Annotated in this window: 16 protein-coding genes; 7 read left to right on the top strand and 9 right to left on the bottom strand. The window is 38.1% G+C overall.

Annotated elements, in window-relative coordinates; genetic code table 11:
• Positions 1–492: 492 nt before the first annotated feature.
• The 7 genes from BC008_RS38370 to BC008_RS38340 form a co-directional block, all read right to left on the bottom strand.
• Entirely contained in the window at positions 493–1,104 is a 612-nt protein-coding gene (locus BC008_RS38370) for a hypothetical protein (protein ID WP_027845443.1), read from the bottom strand.
• Between the two features lie 21 nt (positions 1,105–1,125).
• Entirely contained in the window at positions 1,126–4,032 is a 2,907-nt protein-coding gene (locus BC008_RS38365; RefSeq protein WP_058184499.1) for a DUF5682 family protein, read from the bottom strand.
• 218 nt (positions 4,033–4,250) lie between these two features.
• Positions 4,251–5,426 carry an ATP-binding protein gene (locus BC008_RS38360; protein WP_235596005.1) on the bottom strand — a complete coding sequence of 392 codons (1,176 nt, stop codon included), beginning with the start codon at positions 5,424–5,426 and terminating at the stop codon, positions 4,251–4,253.
• Positions 5,427–5,659: 233 nt separating this feature from the next.
• Positions 5,660–7,141 carry a vWA domain-containing protein gene (locus BC008_RS38355; protein ID WP_036267328.1) on the bottom strand — a complete coding sequence of 494 codons (1,482 nt, stop codon included), beginning with the start codon at positions 7,139–7,141 and terminating at the stop codon, positions 5,660–5,662.
• 70 nt (positions 7,142–7,211) lie between these two features.
• The gene (locus BC008_RS38350; RefSeq protein ID WP_027845440.1) at positions 7,212–8,588 is read right to left on the bottom strand and encodes a hypothetical protein; all 1,377 of its coding nucleotides are present in this window, start codon (positions 8,586–8,588) and stop codon (positions 7,212–7,214) included.
• A gap of 34 nt (positions 8,589–8,622) precedes the next feature.
• Complete coding sequence (locus BC008_RS38345; RefSeq protein WP_058184501.1) at positions 8,623–9,105, bottom strand: hypothetical protein; 483 nt, start codon at positions 9,103–9,105, stop codon at positions 8,623–8,625.
• Positions 9,106–9,187: 82 nt separating this feature from the next.
• The gene (locus tag BC008_RS38340) at positions 9,188–9,670 is read right to left on the bottom strand and encodes a hypothetical protein (RefSeq protein WP_201026219.1); all 483 of its coding nucleotides are present in this window, start codon (positions 9,668–9,670) and stop codon (positions 9,188–9,190) included.
• A 1,140-nt stretch (positions 9,671–10,810) separates the two neighbouring features.
• Here BC008_RS38340 and codA point away from each other — a divergent pair.
• From codA to BC008_RS50900, 4 genes are all read left to right on the top strand, one after another.
• Positions 10,811–12,088: a cytosine deaminase gene (gene codA / locus BC008_RS38335; RefSeq protein ID WP_027843791.1), complete on the top strand. Its 1,278-nt coding sequence runs from the start codon at positions 10,811–10,813 to the stop codon at positions 12,086–12,088.
• Positions 12,089–12,515: 427 nt separating this feature from the next.
• Positions 12,516–13,832: an efflux RND transporter periplasmic adaptor subunit gene (locus BC008_RS38330; protein ID WP_027843790.1), complete on the top strand. Its 1,317-nt coding sequence runs from the start codon at positions 12,516–12,518 to the stop codon at positions 13,830–13,832.
• A 143-nt stretch (positions 13,833–13,975) separates the two neighbouring features.
• Positions 13,976–17,164 (top strand): efflux RND transporter permease subunit, encoded by a 3,189-nt coding sequence (locus BC008_RS38325; protein ID WP_027843789.1) that lies wholly within the window; start codon positions 13,976–13,978, stop codon positions 17,162–17,164.
• Positions 17,165–17,313: 149 nt separating this feature from the next.
• The gene (locus BC008_RS50900) at positions 17,314–17,418 is read left to right on the top strand and encodes a hypothetical protein (RefSeq protein WP_201026220.1); all 105 of its coding nucleotides are present in this window, start codon (positions 17,314–17,316) and stop codon (positions 17,416–17,418) included.
• Positions 17,419–17,611: 193 nt separating this feature from the next.
• Here the strand turns inward: BC008_RS50900 and BC008_RS38320 are convergent, their stop codons facing one another.
• Positions 17,612–19,024, bottom strand: coding sequence for a serine hydrolase domain-containing protein (locus tag BC008_RS38320; protein ID WP_058184506.1), 1,413 nt, complete (start codon positions 19,022–19,024; stop codon positions 17,612–17,614).
• A 371-nt stretch (positions 19,025–19,395) separates the two neighbouring features.
• On the opposite strand from BC008_RS38320, the gene BC008_RS38315 reads away from it, so the two are divergent.
• Positions 19,396–20,763 (top strand): sensor histidine kinase, encoded by a 1,368-nt coding sequence (locus BC008_RS38315; RefSeq protein ID WP_058184508.1) that lies wholly within the window; start codon positions 19,396–19,398, stop codon positions 20,761–20,763.
• Between the two features lie 187 nt (positions 20,764–20,950).
• Here BC008_RS38315 and BC008_RS38310 read toward each other — a convergent pair whose 3' ends face one another.
• A complete protein-coding gene (locus BC008_RS38310; RefSeq protein ID WP_027843788.1) occupies positions 20,951–21,598 on the bottom strand; it encodes a response regulator in 648 nt (215 codons plus the stop codon).
• Between the two features lie 160 nt (positions 21,599–21,758).
• On the opposite strand from BC008_RS38310, the gene bchI reads away from it, so the two are divergent.
• Both bchI and BC008_RS38300 read left to right on the top strand, forming a co-directional pair.
• Positions 21,759–22,880, top strand: a complete 1,122-nt coding sequence (bchI, locus tag BC008_RS38305) for a magnesium chelatase ATPase subunit I (RefSeq protein ID WP_027843787.1) — start codon at positions 21,759–21,761, stop codon at positions 22,878–22,880.
• A 154-nt stretch (positions 22,881–23,034) separates the two neighbouring features.
• Positions 23,035–23,334 carry a hypothetical protein gene (locus tag BC008_RS38300; RefSeq protein ID WP_058184511.1) on the top strand — a complete coding sequence of 100 codons (300 nt, stop codon included), beginning with the start codon at positions 23,035–23,037 and terminating at the stop codon, positions 23,332–23,334.
• Positions 23,335–23,339 lie beyond the last annotated feature (5 nt).

The following is a 23,339-nucleotide window of genomic DNA, read 5'->3' as shown; positions in this document are numbered from 1 at the left end:
GTTCTTATTCCAAAATTAAAGAATAAATTTGAGGAAATTGTGAGGAGGTCGTACAGTTAACAGTATATTGTACAAAAGTATACATTATACCTCATTCTCTGGAAATTAAATATTATACTGCGATATTTTATTTAAAATATAACCAACCTTTTTGCAATTCTAAACTTAAATTTGAGTGTAACAGGACTTACGCAACGGTCTTCGTAGCGTGTCCGTAGGACATAGATTTGTCATTGCGACCGGAACGCAGTGTAGGGTTAGCGGAGCGTCTCCGTTTAGGAGATAGCAATCTCAGAGTTTTTGGCGATTACTGAGGACGCGCTTTGCGTATGACTAAAGTCACGCTAAGGCTAACAGCTTTGCTGCGGTCTAACGCTGTCGCTTTTCCTGAAGAAAACGCAATACCTACGGTACGCTTCCGCTAAGCGCTAACGTAATGACGGAAATACGTTCATTTTGCGTAAATCCTATGTAAAAGTAAGTAAAGCGATATTATCCAAAAATATTCTGGTAATAAGATTCTATTTTTTTAGCAAATTCAAGATCCATAAAACATAAGAGAAATTCAGATATTGATGTGCAGATAGTATGTACTTGGCGTGGTTTAATTCCTCCAGAATAAGCACACAAATAACCATGAGCAAATATATGTCGAATTGAGGCAGAAATGTAAGCTACATTATTACTGCTCCCAGTATGACATTTATTTAAATTATCTTTTAATTTATTACTTGTTAATCGCTGATATAAAAATTCGTATAGTAAATTCTTTGGGTCTTTTTCTATAAATAACTGAATTACTTGTTCTGGGTTGTATTGTTCTATTTTTGCTTCAAGAAGACCTAAATTCTTAATTGACATAATTTCCATAAACACTTCCAAGGCTGAATGTGTTAGGAAAACTTGAAAAAAACCATCGTATCCATAGACTGTGTTTTCTGCGTAGCCATCTAGATTGATACCTCGAAAATTTTTTGCAACCCTGATTCTACTCGCGAAACGATTAATATCTCCCGTAGAAACATTTTCTGCAAATCCTATACTTGGTGGTCTATGGTTATGATGCAAAATCTCTTGAAATTTATTAAATCCCTGTAATTCCATACCCAATAAGTAGCTAGTTACTTAGGTTTTTAAGATGTTTATACTTCTTAGCCAGTGGGGAAACAATACTGCTAATAACTTCATTGTAGCAGGCTTGGAAGTTAATAGTTTTTTTACTTCTATTTCCCTTTCAGAAAGTAATTTAAAACTTGAAGAATTATTGTGATTTTCAAATTTTTGCCAATAGATATTTTCTACTTGTAATAATTGGGCGATTCTATTTGTAGTTGTTTGATAAGTAAACAGTAATTTTCGTGTTTGGTTATGGCTTTCTATTAATTTATTTTGAGATTTACTTGATGAATTTTTGATAGTTTTAGGATTTCGAGGTTGATAATTTTGAGTTTTTTCCCAGAAGGGAAACCAATTTTGAAAACCTTTTAGTTGGTCGGGATAAATATTTGCTGCTTCTGCAATCAAACTTTGTAATATTTGGCTGTGGGGACGAAGGCGTAAGATTAAATTTGGTAACCAAGATAATAGGTTTGCATCAGGAATCGAAGCAAATGATTTTGCAAGCAATTCGATTACAAAACCTTTAATTCGCGGTGCAAAGGTAAGAGATAAAATAAAACCGTTGAGATAATAGGGAAAAGTACGCATCAAGATTTCGTTTTCTAATACGTGCTGAAAAAATTCCCGCATTTCTTCTAAATGACGTAATGATAATAGCCATTCGGTCGTCCATAATAAACCGAGTTTAGCTGGGTCTTGTTTTTCTCTGGTGGCTTGTTTGACACTAATTAATAATTGACTGCGGTTACATCCAAGGGATAGAGCTAGACTTTCTAAGGTGAAAATAAAGCCCAACATTCCAGCAATTTGTTCGGGGTTCGTACCTCTATCTGCAAATGCTTGCGCTAAAAGGCTTGCATAATGTCTATACCCTACAGTGACAAAATTTTCAATCCATTTGGGTAAACCTTTGGGGGTGGTGCGATAGTAATGGATTAAGCGTCGAACAATCGTAAATATTTCCATTGCATCCTCTGCACCCGTTTCCTGCTGGAGTAGGGAAATTCCATATTCGCCTAGTTCAGCGGTCAAACGAGGATTGTTAAGATATAAAATACTATCTTCAACTGCGTTCAGAACTGTTTTTGCTGTTCCTTTATTGTCAAATACAGCTTTGCGCAAATGTTGCTCGATAACTTGTTCGAGACTAACACCTTCATAACCCAGCATAATTAATGGACGTTGGTGTTTCCCAATCCGAACTTCCCATGATTCTTGAACCGGTTTGAAACCAAGACTGCGATCGCCCATAATTGGTTGAACGATGCGATCGCCTAATAAATAATTGATTCTCCACAAGACATCGGAGCAGTCAAACAATTGTGGTTTTTGTTTGAAATCCATTAAAACCCGTTGTTTCGTTTGGGATTGCAAATTAATATTTAGGGGTGCGAGTCGGTCGTACAGATTTTGTACTAAGGGTGGAAGGGAAGCATAACCAACTCTTCCCACGCGATCGCCACCCAAAAGAATTTGACAAATTTGGGAAATATTACGTTTCTTTGGAGTACGGTCTTTTTCTAAGCAGGTAATTGCTGCATCCTGAAAATCATAGGGTGTGGGATGAAGACGGTTACGCATTCTTGCAAGTAACATGGAAGTCTGATAAATTGCGATGGAATCAGCAGTACTAGCTAAATAACCATTTTTGCGCGCTAAATTAACAATATCTGCACACCATTGTAGTAATTGTTCTGTATCTGCTTCTGCTTGAGCGGGGGGAATGTTGAGAAAAGATACTAGTTCTGAGACATTTTGCTTGCCTGTAAGAGTGTTATTAGTTACAATTGCTTTGACTTTTTTCTTAGATGATTTAGTTTTTGATTTAGTCTTTTTATTTAGATTGAAAGGTTTGATATTAGATAATTTAATATTCTTCTTCCAAGTTGTTTCCGCTATAGAAACAGTACCGGGATGATGAGCAAACTGATATTCAATTGCGGCAAAGCTAGAAGGAATTAATCCATATAACCACTTAGTTTGACTCAACTCTGGAATCTGCCAAATTGTATCATTTTCCGTTCCAAATTCTGCAACATCACTTGCAGCATGAACTGCACCACAAATATAAATTGCATCTTGTGGCTGAATTTTCTTTGCTTTCATATGTTGCTTGATTCGCGTCCACATATAGCGTTCGCGCAAACGGTCATTTTCTAAATCTTTGGTTCGACTTCCCAAGCGTCGCATTAAACTACCAATTAGGAACATTACTTGACGGTAGGTTTGGTAATCTGCATTAATAATTGCTTGTTCGACATATCGATCCCACCACTCAGAAAAATGTCGAGTATTAGAATTTTTGAGAATAAGTTCCAGAAAAACATCAAATTTAGGAATCATATTCCCCATTTCTAATCCTAAAGCCGTACCATGTCTTTTAGCTTCTTCAGGTACATCAGTTTGTTTTTCTTCTAGGTTTTCTGTTTCTTGCTCTTCCCACTGAAATACATAATCTACAGCCCGATCAACAAATACTAACTCAGTTTCAGGATGTTGGAGAGCATAAGCGATAGTCTGATATTCAGCCGAAGCTTCAGTTAAAGGTGCAATTACACTTAAGGGTATTTCTTGGGGTGAAAATGTCTGTGACTCACCTGCAAAGGCTTGTAGAGCTACAGGTAATTTACAATTATGAAGATTTTCGGTAATAGGTCGCAAATCCTCGCACATTTCCATATAGATCGCTTTGGGAGGATTGGAGCTCAAACGTAAACGTCGCAAAATTTGTAAAGCTGAAGCAGGAGAGTGATGACATACGGGAAAAATTTCTAAAGGTTCGGCGATCGCTTTTTCGACATCCCCAACCAAAGCTGTCAAAAATTCGCTTAAAGGTTGGGAATCAGTAGCAAATTGTTCTGCTGTGGTCAGTAATTGTTCTTGGAGAGGCTGGAAAGATTGAGGTAGTTTCATGAGTTGAGTAATAAGTAATGAGTAATAAGTAATGAGTAATAAGTAATAAGTAATGAGTAATGAGTCAGGATTCGTAAAGACGTAGGATGCTATGTCTGTACAGGAGTTAGGAGTTAAGAGTCATTAATCACTAGACTTCCCACACTCCCCACACTCCCCACACCTCCCACACTCCCCACACTCCCCACACCTCCCACACTCCCCACACCTCCCAATTCCTACCGAATCAACCCCATAGCCTCTTTCCCTCCTTGTAAGAAATCTTTCCATTCGCCTTTTTCTTCTTCACTGCGTCTTTCTACAGTTGCGTGCCAAAATTGGTTGATAACCGATACATCTTCCGGAAGACGACGCACTAAAGTACCTACAAGCGATCGCGCTAAAATGGCTGGTTCTAAACTGGTATTTCCAAAATAACGACTGTGTAAAATCGCATCTTCCAATACACCAATTTGTTCCGCTGTAGATAGGGCTGACTCTAGTCTCTGGTCATCTGAAGTTGCAGAATTACTTGCTTCTCGCAAATCGGCAAAGGTTTGTATTAATACATCTAATAAAGTTGGTGGAATATCTACTTCAAAGCCATGACGTTTCATTAACTCTTGGGTACGGAACAAAATAATTTCTTTTTCTTGCTTTTTATTGGTTATAACCGGCATATGTACGAAATTAAACCGCCGTTTTAATGCTGAAGATAGATCGTTCACTCCACGATCACGACTATTCGCAGTTGCGATCGTGTTAAATCCTGGTTGGGCAAAAACCACATTATCGCTCTTCAATTCTGGAATTGAAATATACTTTTCGCTCAGTATAGAGATTAATGCATCCTGTACGTCAGAGGTACAACGGGTTAACTCTTCAAACCTACCTATAGTTCCATTTTGCATTGCGGTCATAATAGGTGAAGGAATCAGCGACTCTTGGGATTGTCCTGCAGAAATTACCATCGCCACATTCCAAGAATATTTAATTTGGTCTTCTGTTGTTCCCGCAGTCCCTTGGACGACATGGGTTGAATTATCGCAAATAGCTGCAGCTAATAGTTCAGCTAACCAACTTTTACCCGTACCCGGATCGCCAATTAATAGTAAACCCCGGTCGGAAGCTAAAGTTACAATCGCCCTTTCTGCGATCGCGCTATCTCCATACCATTTTGGTTCGATGGAGCAATCGAGTTTTTGGGATGGGGTACTACCCAAGAGAAATGTTCGCACCATGTGAGGGGATAATTTCCAAGAAAAAGGTTTTGCACCTTTATCAATTGAAGCTAAATAGTCTAATTCTTGGCGATATTTTACTTCTGCTGGTTGACGTAAGATAGTTTCATTTTTATGTGTTTTACTATTTGTTTTGCTGCTAGTTCTCGCCATAGTATTTCTTGTTCTTCTCATTTTATTGATCTCCAAATTTGTAATACCAATTTCCTTTAAGATTGGTACACTTAAAAGGCGACAAGCCGAACGTTTATAAAAGGGAATAGGGAACAGCGTCAAAGTCTCCCAATACATTGGATGCACTACGTGAACCCGGAATTTAGAGGGATATTAAGCTATAGCTATTGCGTGACCGCAGGTCATTTTTTAACTTGCGCGTAGGGCTATAATTATTTATTTATAAACACCTTTTAAGAAACAATTACCTTTTTCAACTCTTGAATCAATTTCTTGGGACTTCCAGTTAAAATTGGCGTACCTAGTTCTTTCAACTTGTTTCGAAACCATTGATTGACACTAAAATAACCGCTAGTCGTCACCGCTCCTACGGGAATAAAATGGACGCCTGACTCTTGCAAAGATTTAATATAGTCAAATAAAACTTGGTCGCTCCCTCCCTCATAAAAGTCAGAGATTAATACTAAAGCTGTATTTTGTGGAGCTAAAATTTTCTGTGCTGCTTCCTGTAATGCACTATAAATATGGGTTCCACCACCCAATTGTGTCCGTAATAAAACCTCGAAGGGATCCCTAACCCAAGGAGTTAGATCCAAAACTTGAGTATCAAATGCAATTAAATGGACGTCAACATTGGGAAGACCAGCAAAAATTGAAGCCAAAATCGTACATTGAACCATCGCGTCGACCATCGAACCGGATTGATCGACAACAACTATCATTCTTGTGGGTATTTTCTTTTTCGCTGTATTTTGGTAGTAAAGTCTATCTACATATAATCTCCCCTCTTGGGGACTCCAATTGGTAAGATTTTTCCAAATTGTTCGTTTTAAATTCAGATTACGAAATACCCTTTTTGGTGGAACTGAACGATCTACTTTACCAATTGCGGTTTGAGTGACTTGCAAACGTAAAACTTCTGCAAGTTCGTCAATATACTGACGAATTAGACGTTTGGCATTTTTGAGGGAATTTCCTGATAAATTAGCTTTGTCCCGTAATAATTGCTCGACTAAAGCCATGGATGGGTTAATCTGACTTGCTAGATGATCGTCTTGAAGAACTTCTCGTAGAGCCATACGTTGAATTAATTCCCCTTCTAAAGTCTTCACAGTTGCTCTTAACTGTTCTTCAGTTGCATTAAAGTCAGATGTCGTAAAACTATTTTGAGTATTTCCTAATTTTCCAGGTTCGTTCTGATTTTTTTGTCCGTAACTTATCTTTGCAGCTTGTCCACGCAAACTACAACCTAGCGATCGCTCTAAATATCCCACATCTTTGAGCCATTGGGAATATTGTTGAGCGGTAACTGTATTGGTTTGGGTGTTGGGACCAAAGGTATTGAGCAATATTTTTGAGAACACTAAACCGCGTCGTAGAGTATCAGTTTCTTGTTCTTGTTTTTCTAGATGTTTTTTCTCTGGATCTTTATTCTTCAGATTTTGATTCCCCAGATTTTGTGACTCTTCGCTTAACTCTCCCATAATTTCCTGAAGAGTAATTCTTTGCTTAAAATCTGCTTCGAGTTCGGGGTAACGTTGTAGTAAATTTTCAATACTAATATTTGGATCGAGAATTAGCTGGGGTAAGGATAACTCATCAACAATCTCACTGGACATCAGATCAAAATTAGCCCCCTGCTCATTTAAACCAAACATTGTAGTTATTAATCGCCAATAAATAACCTGACGACGTTGGACTATTTGCACTTTCATCTTGTGGATCTTCGATTATGGATTTGCGATATTCAGTTTTTAGTTTATGAACCTCAATTTTTAAGTTTTACTAATTTTTCCTTAATAACTTGCTAGCACGCTCTCGTAAAATACTTACCGTTGTTGTTCTCGATTTATTTCTCAGGATTTTGGCTGCATTTTCTCCCGTATAAATAGTCTTTTGATTCGCCATTACAGCCAAAGGTTGGAGACTCCAACTGCGATCGTCAAATCGTATCAATCCAAATATTTCACTAGATTTCAGGATATTTTCGTCAGTAATTGGAGAAAACTGACTCATACGATTTCGATCTATCTTTAAAGAACCTTTTTCTCCCAAATCAATTACTATTTCACCATCCTGTCGAACAATCTGATAATTATTTAAATAAACAGGTTCGCCAATTTGAATTGGATGACGAGTATCTGGGTTTGTATAACATCCACTAATCTGAGAACTAGGAGCAAAATACTCTGCTGCTTTTTCCATTAACCTGTATTTGCAACCAAATTCTGCTGTGTCTTCCCAAATCAAATCTCCCGTCGGTAACATGGGTATGTTATTCAAATACAATATCTTATTGTTTGCAAAAGCTTGTAATAAAATCTCTGCATCGGGAAATAATAACCAAATCTCGTCGCTAGAAATTGCATCGACTTTATATGCAGATTGACTGATTTTAGCTAATTGGGTGCGATTTTCATCCTGCAATAAACCGTAAATAGTAAAACTAACTAAATTAGCATGGGTTTTTAAATCCATTCCCAACGCGGTGAAACTACCAGAAACAGTTTGTGGTTGAGAATTTACTGTCGTTCCCAATCCTGCGATCGCAGCTTGCGTCCACAAATCCACCCAACGATATAAACAGACTGAATTGCTATCCTTAACGGGAACTTGACGGATTAATTCATTAAAATATCCTGTCAATAATGCTGCTTGACGAATTAATAACGGTTCTTCCTGAATTTTTTCCAAATTAGGGATAAAGGGAACTAAAGTCGATCTATCCAAGCAGGAAAAACCAACCAAAGCAATTTCCATTAACCACTGAAGAATACTTTCTTGGCAAACTTGAATATGAGAAGGTATGTCTATTGATGTAATTTTCAGATCTGCGTCCATAACTTGCGGACGTTCCAATACATCAAGAAGTTGATGTTGTAACCCATCAAATATTGAACCTTGTAAAGCTGCCCTTGTTGCTGCTAAAGTTAAAAAATGTTTTTCGATAAATTCATTTTTTTCTATTGCCCTACAAGCATCATTTACAGGCTTTTCTAACGGCGTACCTATAAATATATATTGCCAAGATTTTAAGGTTTCTTGATGCTGAGACTCTAAATTTGCAAACCCAGTTAAAAAACATTGGTCAAATTCAGCAATTAAATCATATGTTGATTCAATTCCTTCAGGGATATCCTTTAGTCTGTGGGGAAAAGCCATAAAACATACATCGAAATACAGAGGATGAAAATATTTAAATGAACCAACTCATTTCTGGGATTGGTTGGGAAGAAGATTCAAGTTCTAAATAGCGTAAATAGTTGAGAAAACGACTAAAAATTTCGCTTGCAGATTTCTTTTTTATTTTGCCGGAACGAATGGGAAAATCGTCAATATTTTTGATTTTCGCAACTTTACCAGCAACATTTAAATATTGAGCAACAGCTTCAACTCCATAAGCATGAACTCCTTTCCTGAGTAGATGATATAAATGACTGCAAGGATGGTCGAATAATCCTGCACAGCGACGATTATTATTTGTGCTGCAATAATAATTTAATGTTCCTGCTTCAAAAAAAGCGGTATAAACTAGTTTGTCACTAGAACGGCTGGAAACGACTCCTTGTAAACGACCATTGAAAAGTTCTACAAATGGAACTTTTTTAATATTTGTCCTTGTGACTTTAAATAAATCTTTGCGAGCATCAAAAGATGATTGTGAAGACTTTAAAATCATATTCACTAAGTATGAATTATTCAATTTTTTTGAGATTATTGAAAATAAGTTTAAACTCTGATTTTTTAGCTTAAATATTATCTTAAACAAACCAATTCATTTCCGGAATCGGCTGTGAGGAAGATTTAATTTCTAAATAATGTAAATAATTTAGGAAACGACTAAAAACGTTACTAGCAGATTCTTTTTTAATTATGCCTGAATTGATGGGAAAATCATAGGCATTATTGATTTGTGAAATATCACCGGAAATTTTTAAATATTTAGCCACTTCTTTAACTCCATAAGTATAAGTAGCTTCTTCTAGTAACTGATAGAGGTGCTTACAAGGATATCCACGCAAACCACCACAGGGACGATTATTATTCGTACTACAATAATAATTCAATGTTCCAGCTTCAAAAAAAGAAACATATACTCTATCTAAGTTAGAACCGCTAGATATCACTCCTTGCAATCGACCGTTGAATAATTCGACAAAAGGAACTGTTTTAACACTGCGTTGGGTTGCTGTAAGTAATTCATTCCGATTATCAAAGGACGAACTGGAAATATTTAACATCATAGCTGTCAAAATCAAATACTAGTATTTGGGCACTTTATTTAATAATTCCAGACCTAATAATTCAAAAAATATCGGTGGGTAAGCAAATGATTTATTGTTTTGCATAGAAAAATATTTAAACAAATATTCTTCAGACTAGCCTGAAAATAGTCTGAAAACTATTTTTAGACTTCAAAAACAAGACTTTAAATTTGATCTAGATTGATTATTTAGTGGTACAAAACGCCAAATTATTTTATTATAAATATCTACATTTTATTGGCGCACTAAAGTTAACACACTATCTCTATTACTTGAATTGAGATACAAAATCAATCAATTTGTACAAATTTACAGCAGCAAATCATTTATTTTTACGCACAGGAGTATTATTACTGACATTCTCCTCATAAAAATGCGTCAATAATATTACTTTTAGTTTTGAATCACAAAGTACAGGAACTATATTTTTAGTACATAAGTACTGTATTTGATAATGGCATGATGTCGCAAGCATATTTACGAAATCTTCATAACTCGAAGAAACGCTCTGCTTCCGTGTTTGTGCAACACCAGGTTTGTCGATATGTTATCAGCTATAAAATGACTACATCCTTAGTTAACACTCCTATTGCCATCCAGATCTGTGCGACGACACACCTCGAAGTTGTGATCTAGATCGCAATATTTTTGTTCAAAACTATAAATTAGGGGTTTTTATATACGCCTTAACGAGAATCTTATACCAATTTGGAAAAATAATGAGACAGATAGATCTCTGTAGAGACGTTGCATGCAACGTCTCTACCGGAGAATCTGTTGCAATTATCTATCGAATTGGTATTATATTTTCTAATAAAAACTAGCTATAGAAGTAATTACAGAGCTAAAACGCTTAAGTAATTTCACCTAAAAAGAGGTTTTAATAATTTTGCTCAGGGGTATATTAATAAACATTTAGTCCTCGAATATAGGTGCTTTTAAATACTATCTATCCAGTATTTAAATAACTAGTTTGCAATTTGAATCTGATACTATTTTATGTTTCCTGTTATTTTACTTTTTTATATAAAAATTACTTTTTTGCTACGCTTGCGATCGCAAAGTTAAAATACAACTTATACTAAGTGTTCATGTCATTCATCTCCAGCACAAACTACTATGTCCCACAACACCTACGATTTGTTACTGCGTCGCGGTAAATTGTTAGGATACACCGACAAGGACGATTCGCTAGTAGACATTGGGATTAGGAACGGCATAATTGCTGAAATTAGCCCCCATATAGTTGAATACGGAGAAACAGAACTAGATTTGCAAGGGAAACTAGTTTCTCCTCCATTCGTAGAATCTCACATTCACTTAGACTCTGTACTGACCGCTGGAGAACCACGTTGGAATCAGAGCGGAACATTATTTGAAGGAATAAAAATTTGGGGCGATCGCAAACAAAGTCTGTCCCTAGAAGATGTTAAAACCCGTGCGAAAAAAATGCTTAAGCAACAAGCAGCACAGGGGACTTTATTTGTACGTACCCATGCTGATGTGAGCGAACCAAAATTAATTGCTTTACAAGGACTTCTTGAGGTCAGGGAAGAAGTCAAAGATTGGATGACATTACAAGTAGTCGCATTTCCTCAAGATGGTATTTACTCTCAAAAAAATAATGAGAAACTTTTAGAGAAAGCTTTAGAAATGGGTGCTGACGTCGTTGGTGGAATACCCCACTACGAACTAACTCGTGAAGATGGAGTGCGTTCGATTTATAGGATATTTGAATTAGCTGAAAAATATAACCGTTTAATTGATATTCATTGCGATGAAATAGATGACGAGCAATCTAGATTTTTAGAAGTTATTGCTGCTTGTGCGATTCGCTCCGGAATGGGTTCGCGAGTGACAGCAAGTCATACCACAGCATTTGGTTCTTACAATAACGCCTATGCTTACAAATTAATGGGATTTCTGCAACGCGCTCAAATTAACTTTATTGCTAATCCCTTGATTAATATTACCCTTCAAGGTCGGGGAGATAGTTATCCCAAACGCCGTGGAGTCACCAGAGTCAAGGAACTTTGGGAACAAGGATTAAATCTTAGTTTCGGACATGACTGCGTTCAGGATCCTTGGTATAGTTTGGGTACGGGTAGCATGTTAGATGTTGCACATATGGGAGCCCATATTTGTCAAATGACAGGAATGTCAGAAGTTAACGCCTGCTATGATATGGTGACAATTAATGGTATTAAAACCCTAAGTATTAAAGATAACTATGGTTGTAAAATTAACGATGTAGCAAATATGATTGTTTTGGATGTTAGTAATCCTTATGATGCGATACGCTGTCGGTCTAATCCACGATACGTCATTTCCCAAGGCAAATTGCTGACTAGTACAAAACCAGAGCAAATAGAATGGGTAGAAACTTTTCGCATATAGAAAATATTTCCACCTAAATCTTCTCACTTACAACGAAAACACTAAATTTCAAGCATACTTAAAGAAAAGATGCAAAAAGAGTTAGATGTGCTGTTAAACTGTTAAAAAGCGTATTATGTCAAATTCATGCTCGCAATTTGCGAAAGTTTTCAGCAAGAATTTGAAAGACAAGCGAAACTCTTTAGCTGTAAGCTTTGAATAACAAAAGTTTTTATTTTTTTGAGTGCTATTTCAATTTAAGAAAGACTGATCTTTGGGTAGAGTAACCCAAAACCTGTAAAATTATATATTTATATTAATAAAGTAAGAAAAAGTGCTGTTTTGCGATATTGTTACCTGTTTTTTTATTCCGATGACTAAGAATTAACAGTCAAATAGCTCTCAAAAAAAGAAATCGATCGCATCTACAGTGGGTATCTCTGACATCATGAAGTATTCTGCTCCCCAAACAGATCCTGGATCTAAAAATACATTGAAGCCACCAAAATTACAAAGAAGGTGGCTTTGGTTATTGTTAGGAATATTTTTAGTTGGTGGTGGTACTGCAACTTGGTATGTGCTTTCATCCAACAGACAAGAAGGATTTGCTAATCTTAATCAACCTCCTGGGGTACCAGTTGAACTATCTACCGTAGGAACTGACTTGGTTCGTAACACCGAGACCTACAGAGCTCGTTTAGAATCACGACGCTCCATAACACTTCAACCAAGAGTTCAAGGGCAAATCACCCAAATTTTGACTCGTTCGGGAACCAGAGTTCCTGCTGGAACTCCAATTATCCAAATAGATCCAAGAGAACAACAAGCATCACTCAATAGCGTCAAAGCAGCAATAGGAGTAGCACAGTCTCGACTGGAAAATTCTCAAGCTACCTTGAAATCTTTAGAGGCTGATAAGTTATCTAAAGTTGCCGACCTGCAGTTAAACCAACAAGAATACAAGCGTGACTTACAACTCCAAAAAGAAGGGGCGCTATCTCAAAGAAACTTAGACCAAGCAAAGAATAGGTTGGATGCCGCACAAGCAAGTCTCGGTACAATTAATGCTCAAATTGAAGCTCAAAAAGCAGCTATATCCCAATCAAAAAGAGCACTAGAACAGGAAAAAGCCAATGCTAAAGAACAACAAGTTCAGTTGCAGTATTACACGATCGCAGCTCCTTTTACTGGAACAGTAGGAGATATACCGGTCAAAGTTGGTGATTTTGTTAATACTTCTACCCAACTTGCAACTATTACTCAGAATCAACCGTTAGAGGTCAATATCTCAGTACCAATTGAACGTGCACCGGAATTAGAAAAGGGTATGTTAGTTGAAGTTATCAACGCCCAGGGAAATTCTATTGGTACGGCTAGGATATTTTTTATCTCTCCTAGTGTCATAAATGATACGCAATCTATTCTAATTAAAGCACTTTTCGACAATTCCAAAGGTCAAGTCCGGGCTGAGGAATCTGTAAACGCCAAAATCATTTGGGAACAGCGTCAAGGAGTTGTGATTCCAGTGAATTCAGTCGTCAGAGTAGCTGGAGAAACATTTGTCTATGTCGCTGAAAATGGAAAATCTGCCGATGGTAAGGTCCAAATGCAGGCGAAACAGAAACGCGTCAAATTAGGAGATGTTCGAGGTAATAGCTACCGAGTCTTAGATGGCTTGGAAGCCGGAGAGAAACTTATTGTCTCGGGTTTACTTAATCTGAGAAATGGAATACCAATTATGCCAAAGCAAGAAACTGAGAAATGAGGTAATCGGTAATTGGTAATTGGTAATTGATAATTGATAATCCATCTTCCCAATATCCAATACCCAATATCCAATACCCAATATCCAATACCCAATACCTAATCCCTAATAGCCAATAGCCAATCCCCAATTCCTTAACACCTATGTTCGCTGACTTTTTTATTAAGCGCCCTGTGTTTAGCAGTGTTTGCGCGATTATTATTCTGCTGATAGGGGCTATCAGTATTCCGACTCTCCCTACAGACAGATATCCAGAGATTAGTCCAACCCAAGTTCAAGTACTTGCTAACTATGTAGGTGCTAGTGCTGAAGTTGTAGAAAAAACAGTAACTACCGTCATAGAACGTCAAATTAATGGCGTTGAAGGTCTGAAATATATGACCTCTTCCAGTACTAATGATGGTACAAGCACTATTACAGTCACATTTGACCCCTCAAGAGATAAAGATATTGCTGCGGTCGACGTTCAAAATCGAGTATCTCTTGCTGAACCCCAACTACCTGAATCGGTACAAAGAACAGGCGTTACCGTCAGTAAACAGTCAAGTAACTTTGTCTTGGGAATAGGGCTATATAGTGACAATAAAGAGTTTGATAATGTATTTCTTAGTAACTATGCAGATTTATATATAACAGACAACCTGAAAAAGATAGAGGGTGTCAGTAACGCACAGGTTTTTGGCGAACGGCGCTATGCAATGCGTCTGTGGCTCGATCCAAATCGCCTTGCAAGTCGTAATCTGACGGCTCAAGATGTGGTCAATGCAATTAACGAGCAAAACCTCCAGGTCGGTGCGGGACAAATTGGTCAACAGCCTGCTCCAGAGGACCAGATGTATATTAAAGATATACGGGTTTCTGGTCGTTTAGAAGATCCGTCTGAGTTTGAAAATATTGTTATTAGGACAGGGGCTGATGGTTCGCTGATCAGGCTTAAAGATGTCGGTAGGGCGGAACTGGGTGCAGAAAACTATAATACTTTTCTTCGTTTCAGAGCTAAAGATGGTATAGGTATTGGTGTATTACAAACTCCAGGAAGTAATGCCCTAGAAGTCGCTAGAGCCGTAAAAAAAGCCATGGCTGAAATGGCTCAAGATTTTCCACCCGGGATGAAATATCAGGTGGCATTTGATGTCACCATGTTTATTGAAGCATCCTTATTAGAAGTCGTAAAAACACTGTTATTAGCGATTTTTCTCGTAGTTCTAGTAATTTTTATTTTCCTACAAGATTGGCGGACGGCTATTATTCCCGTTATTACCATTCCTTTGGCTTTAATTGGAACATTTGGCTTTGTTAAAGCCTTTGGTTTTTCCATCAATACTTTAACTTTATTTGGTCTGACATTAGCAACCGGGATGGTTGTTGATGATGCGATTGTTGTTGTAGAAGATATCTCTCGTTTGGTTCAAGAGAAGGGAATGTCAGCTCAGTCAGCTGCTTCTAGCGCCATGCGATCGCTATCTGGGGCTGTGATTGCAACTTCATTAGTATTGATGGCTGTATTTGTTCCCGTTGCGTTCTTTCCTGGTTCAACGGGTCAAATCTATCGTCAATTTGCTTTGACAATAGCCTTTTCAATTACCATATCCACATTTCTCGCTCTGACCTTGACGCCTACTCTTTCAGCGTTGCTGTTAAGAAAGAAACCAAAACCACGAGGATTGCTTGGTTGGGTTTTTGGTCGAGTTAATTGGTTCCTCGATGGGTTGCGCAAAAATTACCGTTGGGCTCTCAATAAGATTGCTAGACTTAGATTTGTTGTTTTGGCAGTTTTTGTTAGTTTGTTAGGGATTACAGCTTGGCTGTATAATACAGTACCTACTGCATTCGTTCCTGATGAAGACCAAGGTTATTTTATTACCGTAATTCAAGCAAAGGAAGGAGTTTCACTCAACTACACCAGCAAGGTAATGCTGGAGGTGGAAGAAGAAATTCTTAAATTACCTGAAGTTGTTGGTACATTTGCTGTTGGTGGTTTTAGTTTTAGCGGTGCAACTGCAAACACAGGGGTCATTTGGACAACACTCAAACCTTGGAGCGAACGTACCGGTGAAGGACAATCAGCCCAAGAAATTATGGGTCGATTAATGCCAAAGTTTTTTAGCATTACCGATGCGAATGTTTTCCCATTTAATCCGCCAGCGATTCCAGGTTTGGGTAACTTTAGTGGTTTTCAGTTTCAGTTACAAGACCGGAGGGGAACTACTGGTTTACCTAGAATGCTGGAAGTAAAAGACCAGCTAATCGGGGAAAGTAATCAGCAGCCGGAATTACAGGGTGTACTCAGTACTTATGCAGCGAATATGCCTCAATTAGAGGTTGAAGTTGATCGCAATAGAGCTAAAGCATTACAAGTATCGATTAGTGATATATTTAATACCCTGCAATCATATTTAGGTTCTCGATACGTCAACGACTTTAACCTCGGACAACGTACTTATCGGGTATATGTCCAAGCAGATGCAAAACATCGTTCCAATCCTGAGGACATAGGAAAGCTATATGTCCGTTCTGCAACTAACCAAATGATTCCTTTGAGTAATTTGGTGAGAATCAAGCAGACCACGGGAGCGCAAACAATTAACCACTACAACCTATTCCGGTCAATTGAAATAAACGGTTCAGCAGCTCCGGGATTCAGTTCGGGAGAAGCAATGAATACAATGGAAAGATTGGCAAATCAAGTATTACCAGCTTCCATGGGTTTTGAGTGGTCGGGTATTTCTGCTGAGGAAAAAGAATCTGGCGGACAAGCACCTTTAATTTTTGGTTTGGGTCTAGTATTCGTATTTTTGGTCCTAGCAGCCCAATATGAAAATTATGTGGACCCGTTAATTATTATGCTCTCGGTACCTTTAGCTATTTTGGGAGCATTATCTGCACAGTCACTTAGAGGCGTACCCAACGATATATTTTGTCAAGTTGGTTTGGTGATGTTAATTGGTTTGGCTTCCAAGAATGCTATTTTGATTGTTGAATTTGCCAATCAATTACGGGAAGAACAAGGACTTCCCATAGTTAAAGCAGCACTGGAAGCATCCCAGGAACGTTTGCGACCAATTTTAATGACTGCTTTTTCTACGCTATTAGGAATTTTCCCCCTGATGATTGCAACGGGTGCGGGTGCTCCTAGCCGTCAATCTCTTGGTAATGCGGTGTTCGGTGGTATGTTTGTTGCTACTTTCTTAAGTTTGTTTGTTGTACCGGTTTTGTACATCATTATTGTTTCTCTGCGAGAAAGTTTCAGCCCACCCCATCAAAAACCACCTTACAAACAACTAGGAGAAGATGGGGAAGTTCCTGGAGAAGTGGAACATCCTATCTCTTAAAGTTTGTTTGTAACTAGGAACGGGGATGACTAGTAATTTTTATTACTTTTAAATCACAATGGATGATTTTGCAGATTAGATGCGATCGCCATTGTGATTTTTTTAGGACTATCCCTAATACGGTTTCTACTGGTTAGATTACTATTCCAATGATGAAATGGACTGGTTTCAAAGCCGATTTTGCCGCAGGAGTGGAAACAGCGGCTTCCGTTGGAGGACAGTTAGCTCACTTAATTATTTTTTGGCTTTCCTAGGATTCTAATGTTACACCTCCAGTATGTTTAGCTGCATATGCAGCAGCGGGAATTGCTAAAACTTCTCCACTGAAAACTGCGATCACATCTTGGAAACTAGCGAAACTTTAATGGTTTTTTATCCCAACATAGTAGTTGCAGTAAGTGGTTTAGGAGTAATGATTATTTGGCTGTGGGGATATCGCAAAATTAGTTATTGGGAGCTATTTTCTTGAATTTCTGCTTGCAAAGTATTGAGAATAGCAGTGTATACAGCAGGTGTTAGCGCTGTGAACTGTTTTTCTGGATTTTCAATCTCATATTGTCGATTCACTAAAGTAACAATAGTGATGCCACTATCAGGGAAGTGTAGAGCATAAGCTTGATATCCAGGGTGGTCACCACCCTTACCCCAAGCTTTTCCCCAAGGGAATTCCCTGGACTCTGTACCTAAACCGAACTGACTTATATCTATAAAGGTCAGCATTTGGTTCAGGGATTCTGGCTCGAGTAACTTATCTCCAGAAAGCGCCAGCATGAACCTTGTTAAGTCTTTCGCATTGGAGAACAGCGCGCCATTTGCCCAATATGCTGAAAAATTAGCTTCGGTGAGATCGTCGGGGATACCATCTTGACCAAAACTCCCATCAGCTTTAAATAAATCTTGATAACCACGAGCCTGTCTACCGACAATGTCCTCATCTCCACTAAAAAATGTATGTTTGAGCCGCAGGGGATTGAGAACTTTATCGCGGAGAACTCTGGCGAAAGATGAACCTGTGGCTTTTTCCACAATCATCCCAGCTAAAACACTGCTTGTATTGGTATAACACCATTTACCACCAATACATCCCCCTCCCTGAAAGCGCGGTTTACCGTAAACATATTCAAGTAATTCTTCCGGACGCCAACGTTTAACTTCACCAGTAGCAAATTGCTTTTGAGTTTCGGCAATATAATCTGCTAGGAATTTTTCATCATCTGGGTAATTGTAAACGCCAGCTGTACCGTTTAGGAGTTGGCGAATCGTAATAGTTTTACCGTCAGTTATTTTACTTGCGACTTCAGGAAGCCATTTTTCCAGGGTATCGTCCAGACTTAGTATTCCTTCCTCTACCAACTTTAGTACTGTCACAGCTGTAAATATCTTGGTAACACTACCAACACCAAATATGTCATTTACTCGCATCGGTTCTTTTGTTTCTAGGTTAGAAACACCGCTTGCTCCGAACCACATCCCTTGAGGGGTGACTATTCCCACAGTTGCACCAGGAAGTTGATTATCTTCAACTACTTGGTCTAGTGTGACTTGTAATTTTTGGGCTAATTCTGCACTGATTCTTTTACGTTTTCGTCCTTTCTTTCGACCTTGTCTTCGTTCTTTTAATTCTTGCTTTTTTTGTTTCCAATTTTTCCAAGTTTGCTCCCCTTCATTCTCATTATCAATTAGGGCTACAAATCTTTTCTTCGATAAATTAAAAATACTATTAGATATTTTTCCATTGACTTTGATATTTATGTTTTCCATACTCAAAGCAATCGGTATAACTTGAACTGTTCCTGCTATACTGACCATCAACATTGATGCTAAAGTTGCCCTAACAGAAATCTTCCACAATAAGTTCATATTTTCTTTCCTCTATTTACTTGCATGACATTACTTGTATGACAGTTTCTTGAAGCTGTTAACTTCAATAGGATTAGTTCAAGTAAGCCCTCCTAAAAAAGGAGGGTCGCAAGGAGCAAAATTTTTAGAACTGAACCACAGGCTTTAACTATTTTGTTTGTTTGGGTTATTGGTTCACCCTCAGTCAATTTACAATTAGGTGCTCCGGCTACACATCAACCGAGTGGAGAAACCAAAAAGACCAGATAAAATGACCGACCGGACGATATTTTCAGATGGCTATTAATGTTAATTTCGAGCTAAACCCCTAAAAATACTCCACTGCTCAGAATTGAACAGTGAATTTTTGAGCAACCTACTATTTTTGCCTTATGGCATCCCTCGCCAGTAAGTTATTGTTAACAGGTAAAGCTATTTTCAGTTGGCTCTTTCGCCAAATTTCCCAGCGATTTAAGCAATTAATTTATTCTAATGACTCCGCAGACTACATAGCTTGGCGAAATCAATTTCTATGGCGACGTCTTGGTCTGTGCTTTTGGGTAGCATTTCCTGTCATCTTCTGTAGCTTTGTCTTAGATTGTTACCGTATTTTCTATCTGAATCAAACTGAATTTTATCCCCAAGAGTTAAAACATCTTTTGGTGATAGAAAACTTGGTTATGGGATTTTTTTTACTGGTTTGTCTAAAATTTCACAAAACCAAATTTGGTCGCAAATATCCAGGCGCACTTTTTTTGTGCGTATTCTTCTCATTAACACTGATCCAACAAATAATTGGGACTTTCTGTGGTGTTGCAATACTCAATCTTGGTGGTTGGGGTTTAACATTCACTGCACAAGCAACTATTATGCCTGTACGCTGGCGACTGCATCTCCTATCTCAATTACTTCTACTGGGCTACTATATAGGCGTCAATTCCGTACTTGGTTTTACCAACTTATACCGGAGCTATCCACTTATCACTGTAGAACTTATATTGTTCATATTTTGGTTCTGCTTTATCTGTGACTTGGGTGTATATTCCTACGATCGCTTGCAACGTAATGAGTTTGAATCGCGCCGAGAATTACGAATTTTTCTACATGCTATTTCCCATGACCTATGTACCCCATTGATGGGTAACGCAATTGTATTTCAAAACTTGCTCAAAAAGTCCGATTCAGAAGTAATTGTCAGTTCAAAAATTCTCAAACGTTTGCTAGAGGGTAACTCCCGCCAAATCAATCTAATTCAATCTTTGCGGGAAGCTTACACCTTGGAGGTGCAGGGTGTGAAACTCCATTGCGAACCAATAAAAGTTAGTACTGTGGTAAATTCAGTTCTTTATGATTTAGAACCGTTTATTAGAGAAAACAATACCACTGTTCATAACTTATTAAGCGATAATTTACCTTTAATTTGTGCTGACCCCACCCAGTTGAGTCGAGTATTCAGCAATTTGATTAGCAATGCTCTAAAACATAATCCTTACGAAATCACCTTAACAATAGATGCAAATCCTCAAGGAGAAAAAATTCTTTGTCGAGTTCGAGATAATGGTGTAGGTATAACTCAAAACCAATGTAAGCGAATATTTGAACTTTACACGCGAGGCGAAAATGCTCGTTTTATGCCTGGTTTAGGTTTAGGGTTATATGTGTGCAGACAAGTTATTATCGCTCATGGTGGAAATATTGGGGTCCAAAGTCAACCGGGAATAGGTTCAACATTTTGGTTTACCCTACCGATTATTGAGTAATAAGTAATGAGTAATAAGTAATAAGTAATAAGTAATGAGTAATAAGTAATAAGTAATGAGTAATGAGTAATAAGTAATAAGTAACAAGTAATGAGTAATAAGTAATGTTAGCGTAAGCGGGGCGCGTTCACAAAGTGAGACACTTTAGTGTCTACAGCGCACAGTAATAAGTAATGGGCGTTAAATATCAAATTAATCCTTTACGTAAAGCTACAACAGCAGCTTGGACGCGATCGTTAACAGCAAGTTTGTTCATAATACTGCGGATATGAGTTTTCACAGTACTCAAACTTATATACAGTTGTGTTGCAATTTCTGGATTAGTTCGACCTTCAACTATAAGTGTTAGAACTTCTAGTTCTCGATTGGAAAGCTCACTTATATTGTTATGGGACACAGGCGGTTTAAGATTATCAATAACTTTACGAGCTATTTGGGGATCCAGATATGTTGCACCAACCTCAGCAGCATTTATTGCGATCAATAATTGCTCCAAACTGGTACCTTTGATACAACAAGCATCAGCACCACTAGCAAGAGCAGCAATCATTTCCGTTTCATCATTATGGGAAGTTAATATTACAACCCTGACTGTTGATAGATTAGTCTTTATTTGTTGTGTTGCCGCAATTCCATCCAATCTGGGAAGACCAAGATCCATAATCACTAAATCGGGCTGAAGTTTTATTGCAGTTTCTACACCCAGGTAACCATCTGCTGCTATCCCTACAATTTGGTATTGGGAAGATTCCTCAAAGAACTGCTCCAAACCTAACTGCATGACTGGATCGTCTTCCACAATTAAAATTCTTTGGGGTGGGGTTTGTGCGTTCATCTGTAAGACTGTAGAGGTACTTTATCCGAACATCAAAAAACAGCATCCCATAATTTGCACGCTTACTATCTCTAGATATATGAAAAATTTTAAAAACGACAATTGTGGCACAATAATAAGACACTAAGAAAAAAATATAGATAAGGTTAAGGTTAATTTAGTGAGTCCTACTGCTCAAACTTCGGCAATGAAAGGTCGTGTAGTATTTCCATTTACAGCAATTGTGGGTCAGGAAGAAATGAAACTGGCTCTGATATTGAACACGATCGACCCCAAAATCGGTGGCGTGATGATCATGGGCGATCGCGGTACTGGAAAATCAACAACAATCAGGGCTTTAGCTGATTTATTACCAGAAATTGCCGTGGTTGCAAACGACCCTTTCAATTCGGATCCTCAAGATCCAGAATTGATGAGCGATGGAGTCCGCGAGCAAGTAGAGCAAGGGGTTGATCCAGAAGTAACCCGAGCAAAAGTGCAAATGGTAGATTTACCTTTGGGTGCAACTGAAGACCGGGTTTGCGGCACAATTGATATTGAAAAAGCTTTATCTGAAGGTGTTAAAGCATTTGAACCCGGACTTTTGGCAAAAGCTAACCGGGGTATTCTTTACGTGGATGAAGTTAACTTACTTGACGACCACCTAGTTGATGTATTATTAGATTCGGCTGCAAGTGGTTGGAATACAGTAGAACGGGAAGGTATTTCCATTCGTCACCCCGCACGTTTTGTTTTAGTAGGTTCCGGTAACCCAGAAGAAGGGGAATTGCGTCCCCAATTACTTGACCGTTTTGGGATGCATGCTGAAATTCATACTGTTAAAGAACCAGCATTAAGGGTACAAATCGTCGAACAGCGTTCAGAATTTGACCAAAATCCTCCTAGTTTTCTGGAAAAATATCACTCAGAACAAGAAGAACTACAAAAGCGCATTGTCACAGCACAGGAAAATTTATCCTCAGTAAACCTCGATTACGAACTACGGGTGAAGATTTCTGAGGTTTGTTCGGAATTAGATGTGGATGGTTTGCGTGGCGATATTGTTACTAATCGTGCAGCTAAAGCTTTGACAGCTTTTGAAGCTCGCAAGGAAGTAACAGTTGATGACATTCGTAGAGTTATTACCTTGTGTTTGCGTCACCGACTCCGGAAAGACCCCCTCGAGTCAATTGATTCTGGTTATAAAGTTGAAAAAGCATTTGCTCGGGTATTCGGGGTAGAACTCCCAGAAGATGTAAATCAAAGTAATGGTACCAGTAGAAAAGTTGGAGCTAGAAATTAACTTTTAGTTGTCAGATACCAACAATGCAGTAACTACACCCATTACTCATTACTGTGCGCAATACTTACAGTACGCTTACGCTAGGTCGCGCCCCGCTACGCTAACATTACTCATTACTCATTACTCACTACCCAATCCCCAATCCCCATTATTCATGAGATTTTGGCGCTTTTGGTTAAATGCTGTAATTTTATCCAGCCAGCACAATCCGCCTAGGTTTGTTGAACTTTTGATGTTATCCTTGGCGATTATTATGCTGGCAATTTCTACACTTTTCCCTGGAAAAGAGGCATTTTTAATCTTAGGTCTGAGCTTTGTAGTTGGAGCATCTTTATCAATTTTAGTGCGAGAAGTGATGTCACCGTCGCCCCGGACCCTGATTACACAAATTACAGCAGTTTTATTACTTGTTGTCAGTATCTATGGTTTTGCAGATCTGATACAGCATCTTTAAAGTCT

Origin of the sequence: Mastigocoleus testarum BC008, assembly GCF_001456025.1 — a bacterium.
Lineage (GTDB): Bacteria > Cyanobacteriota > Cyanobacteriia > Cyanobacteriales > Nostocaceae > Mastigocoleus > Mastigocoleus testarum.
This window is presented reverse-complemented; position numbering and strand designations above follow the sequence as displayed.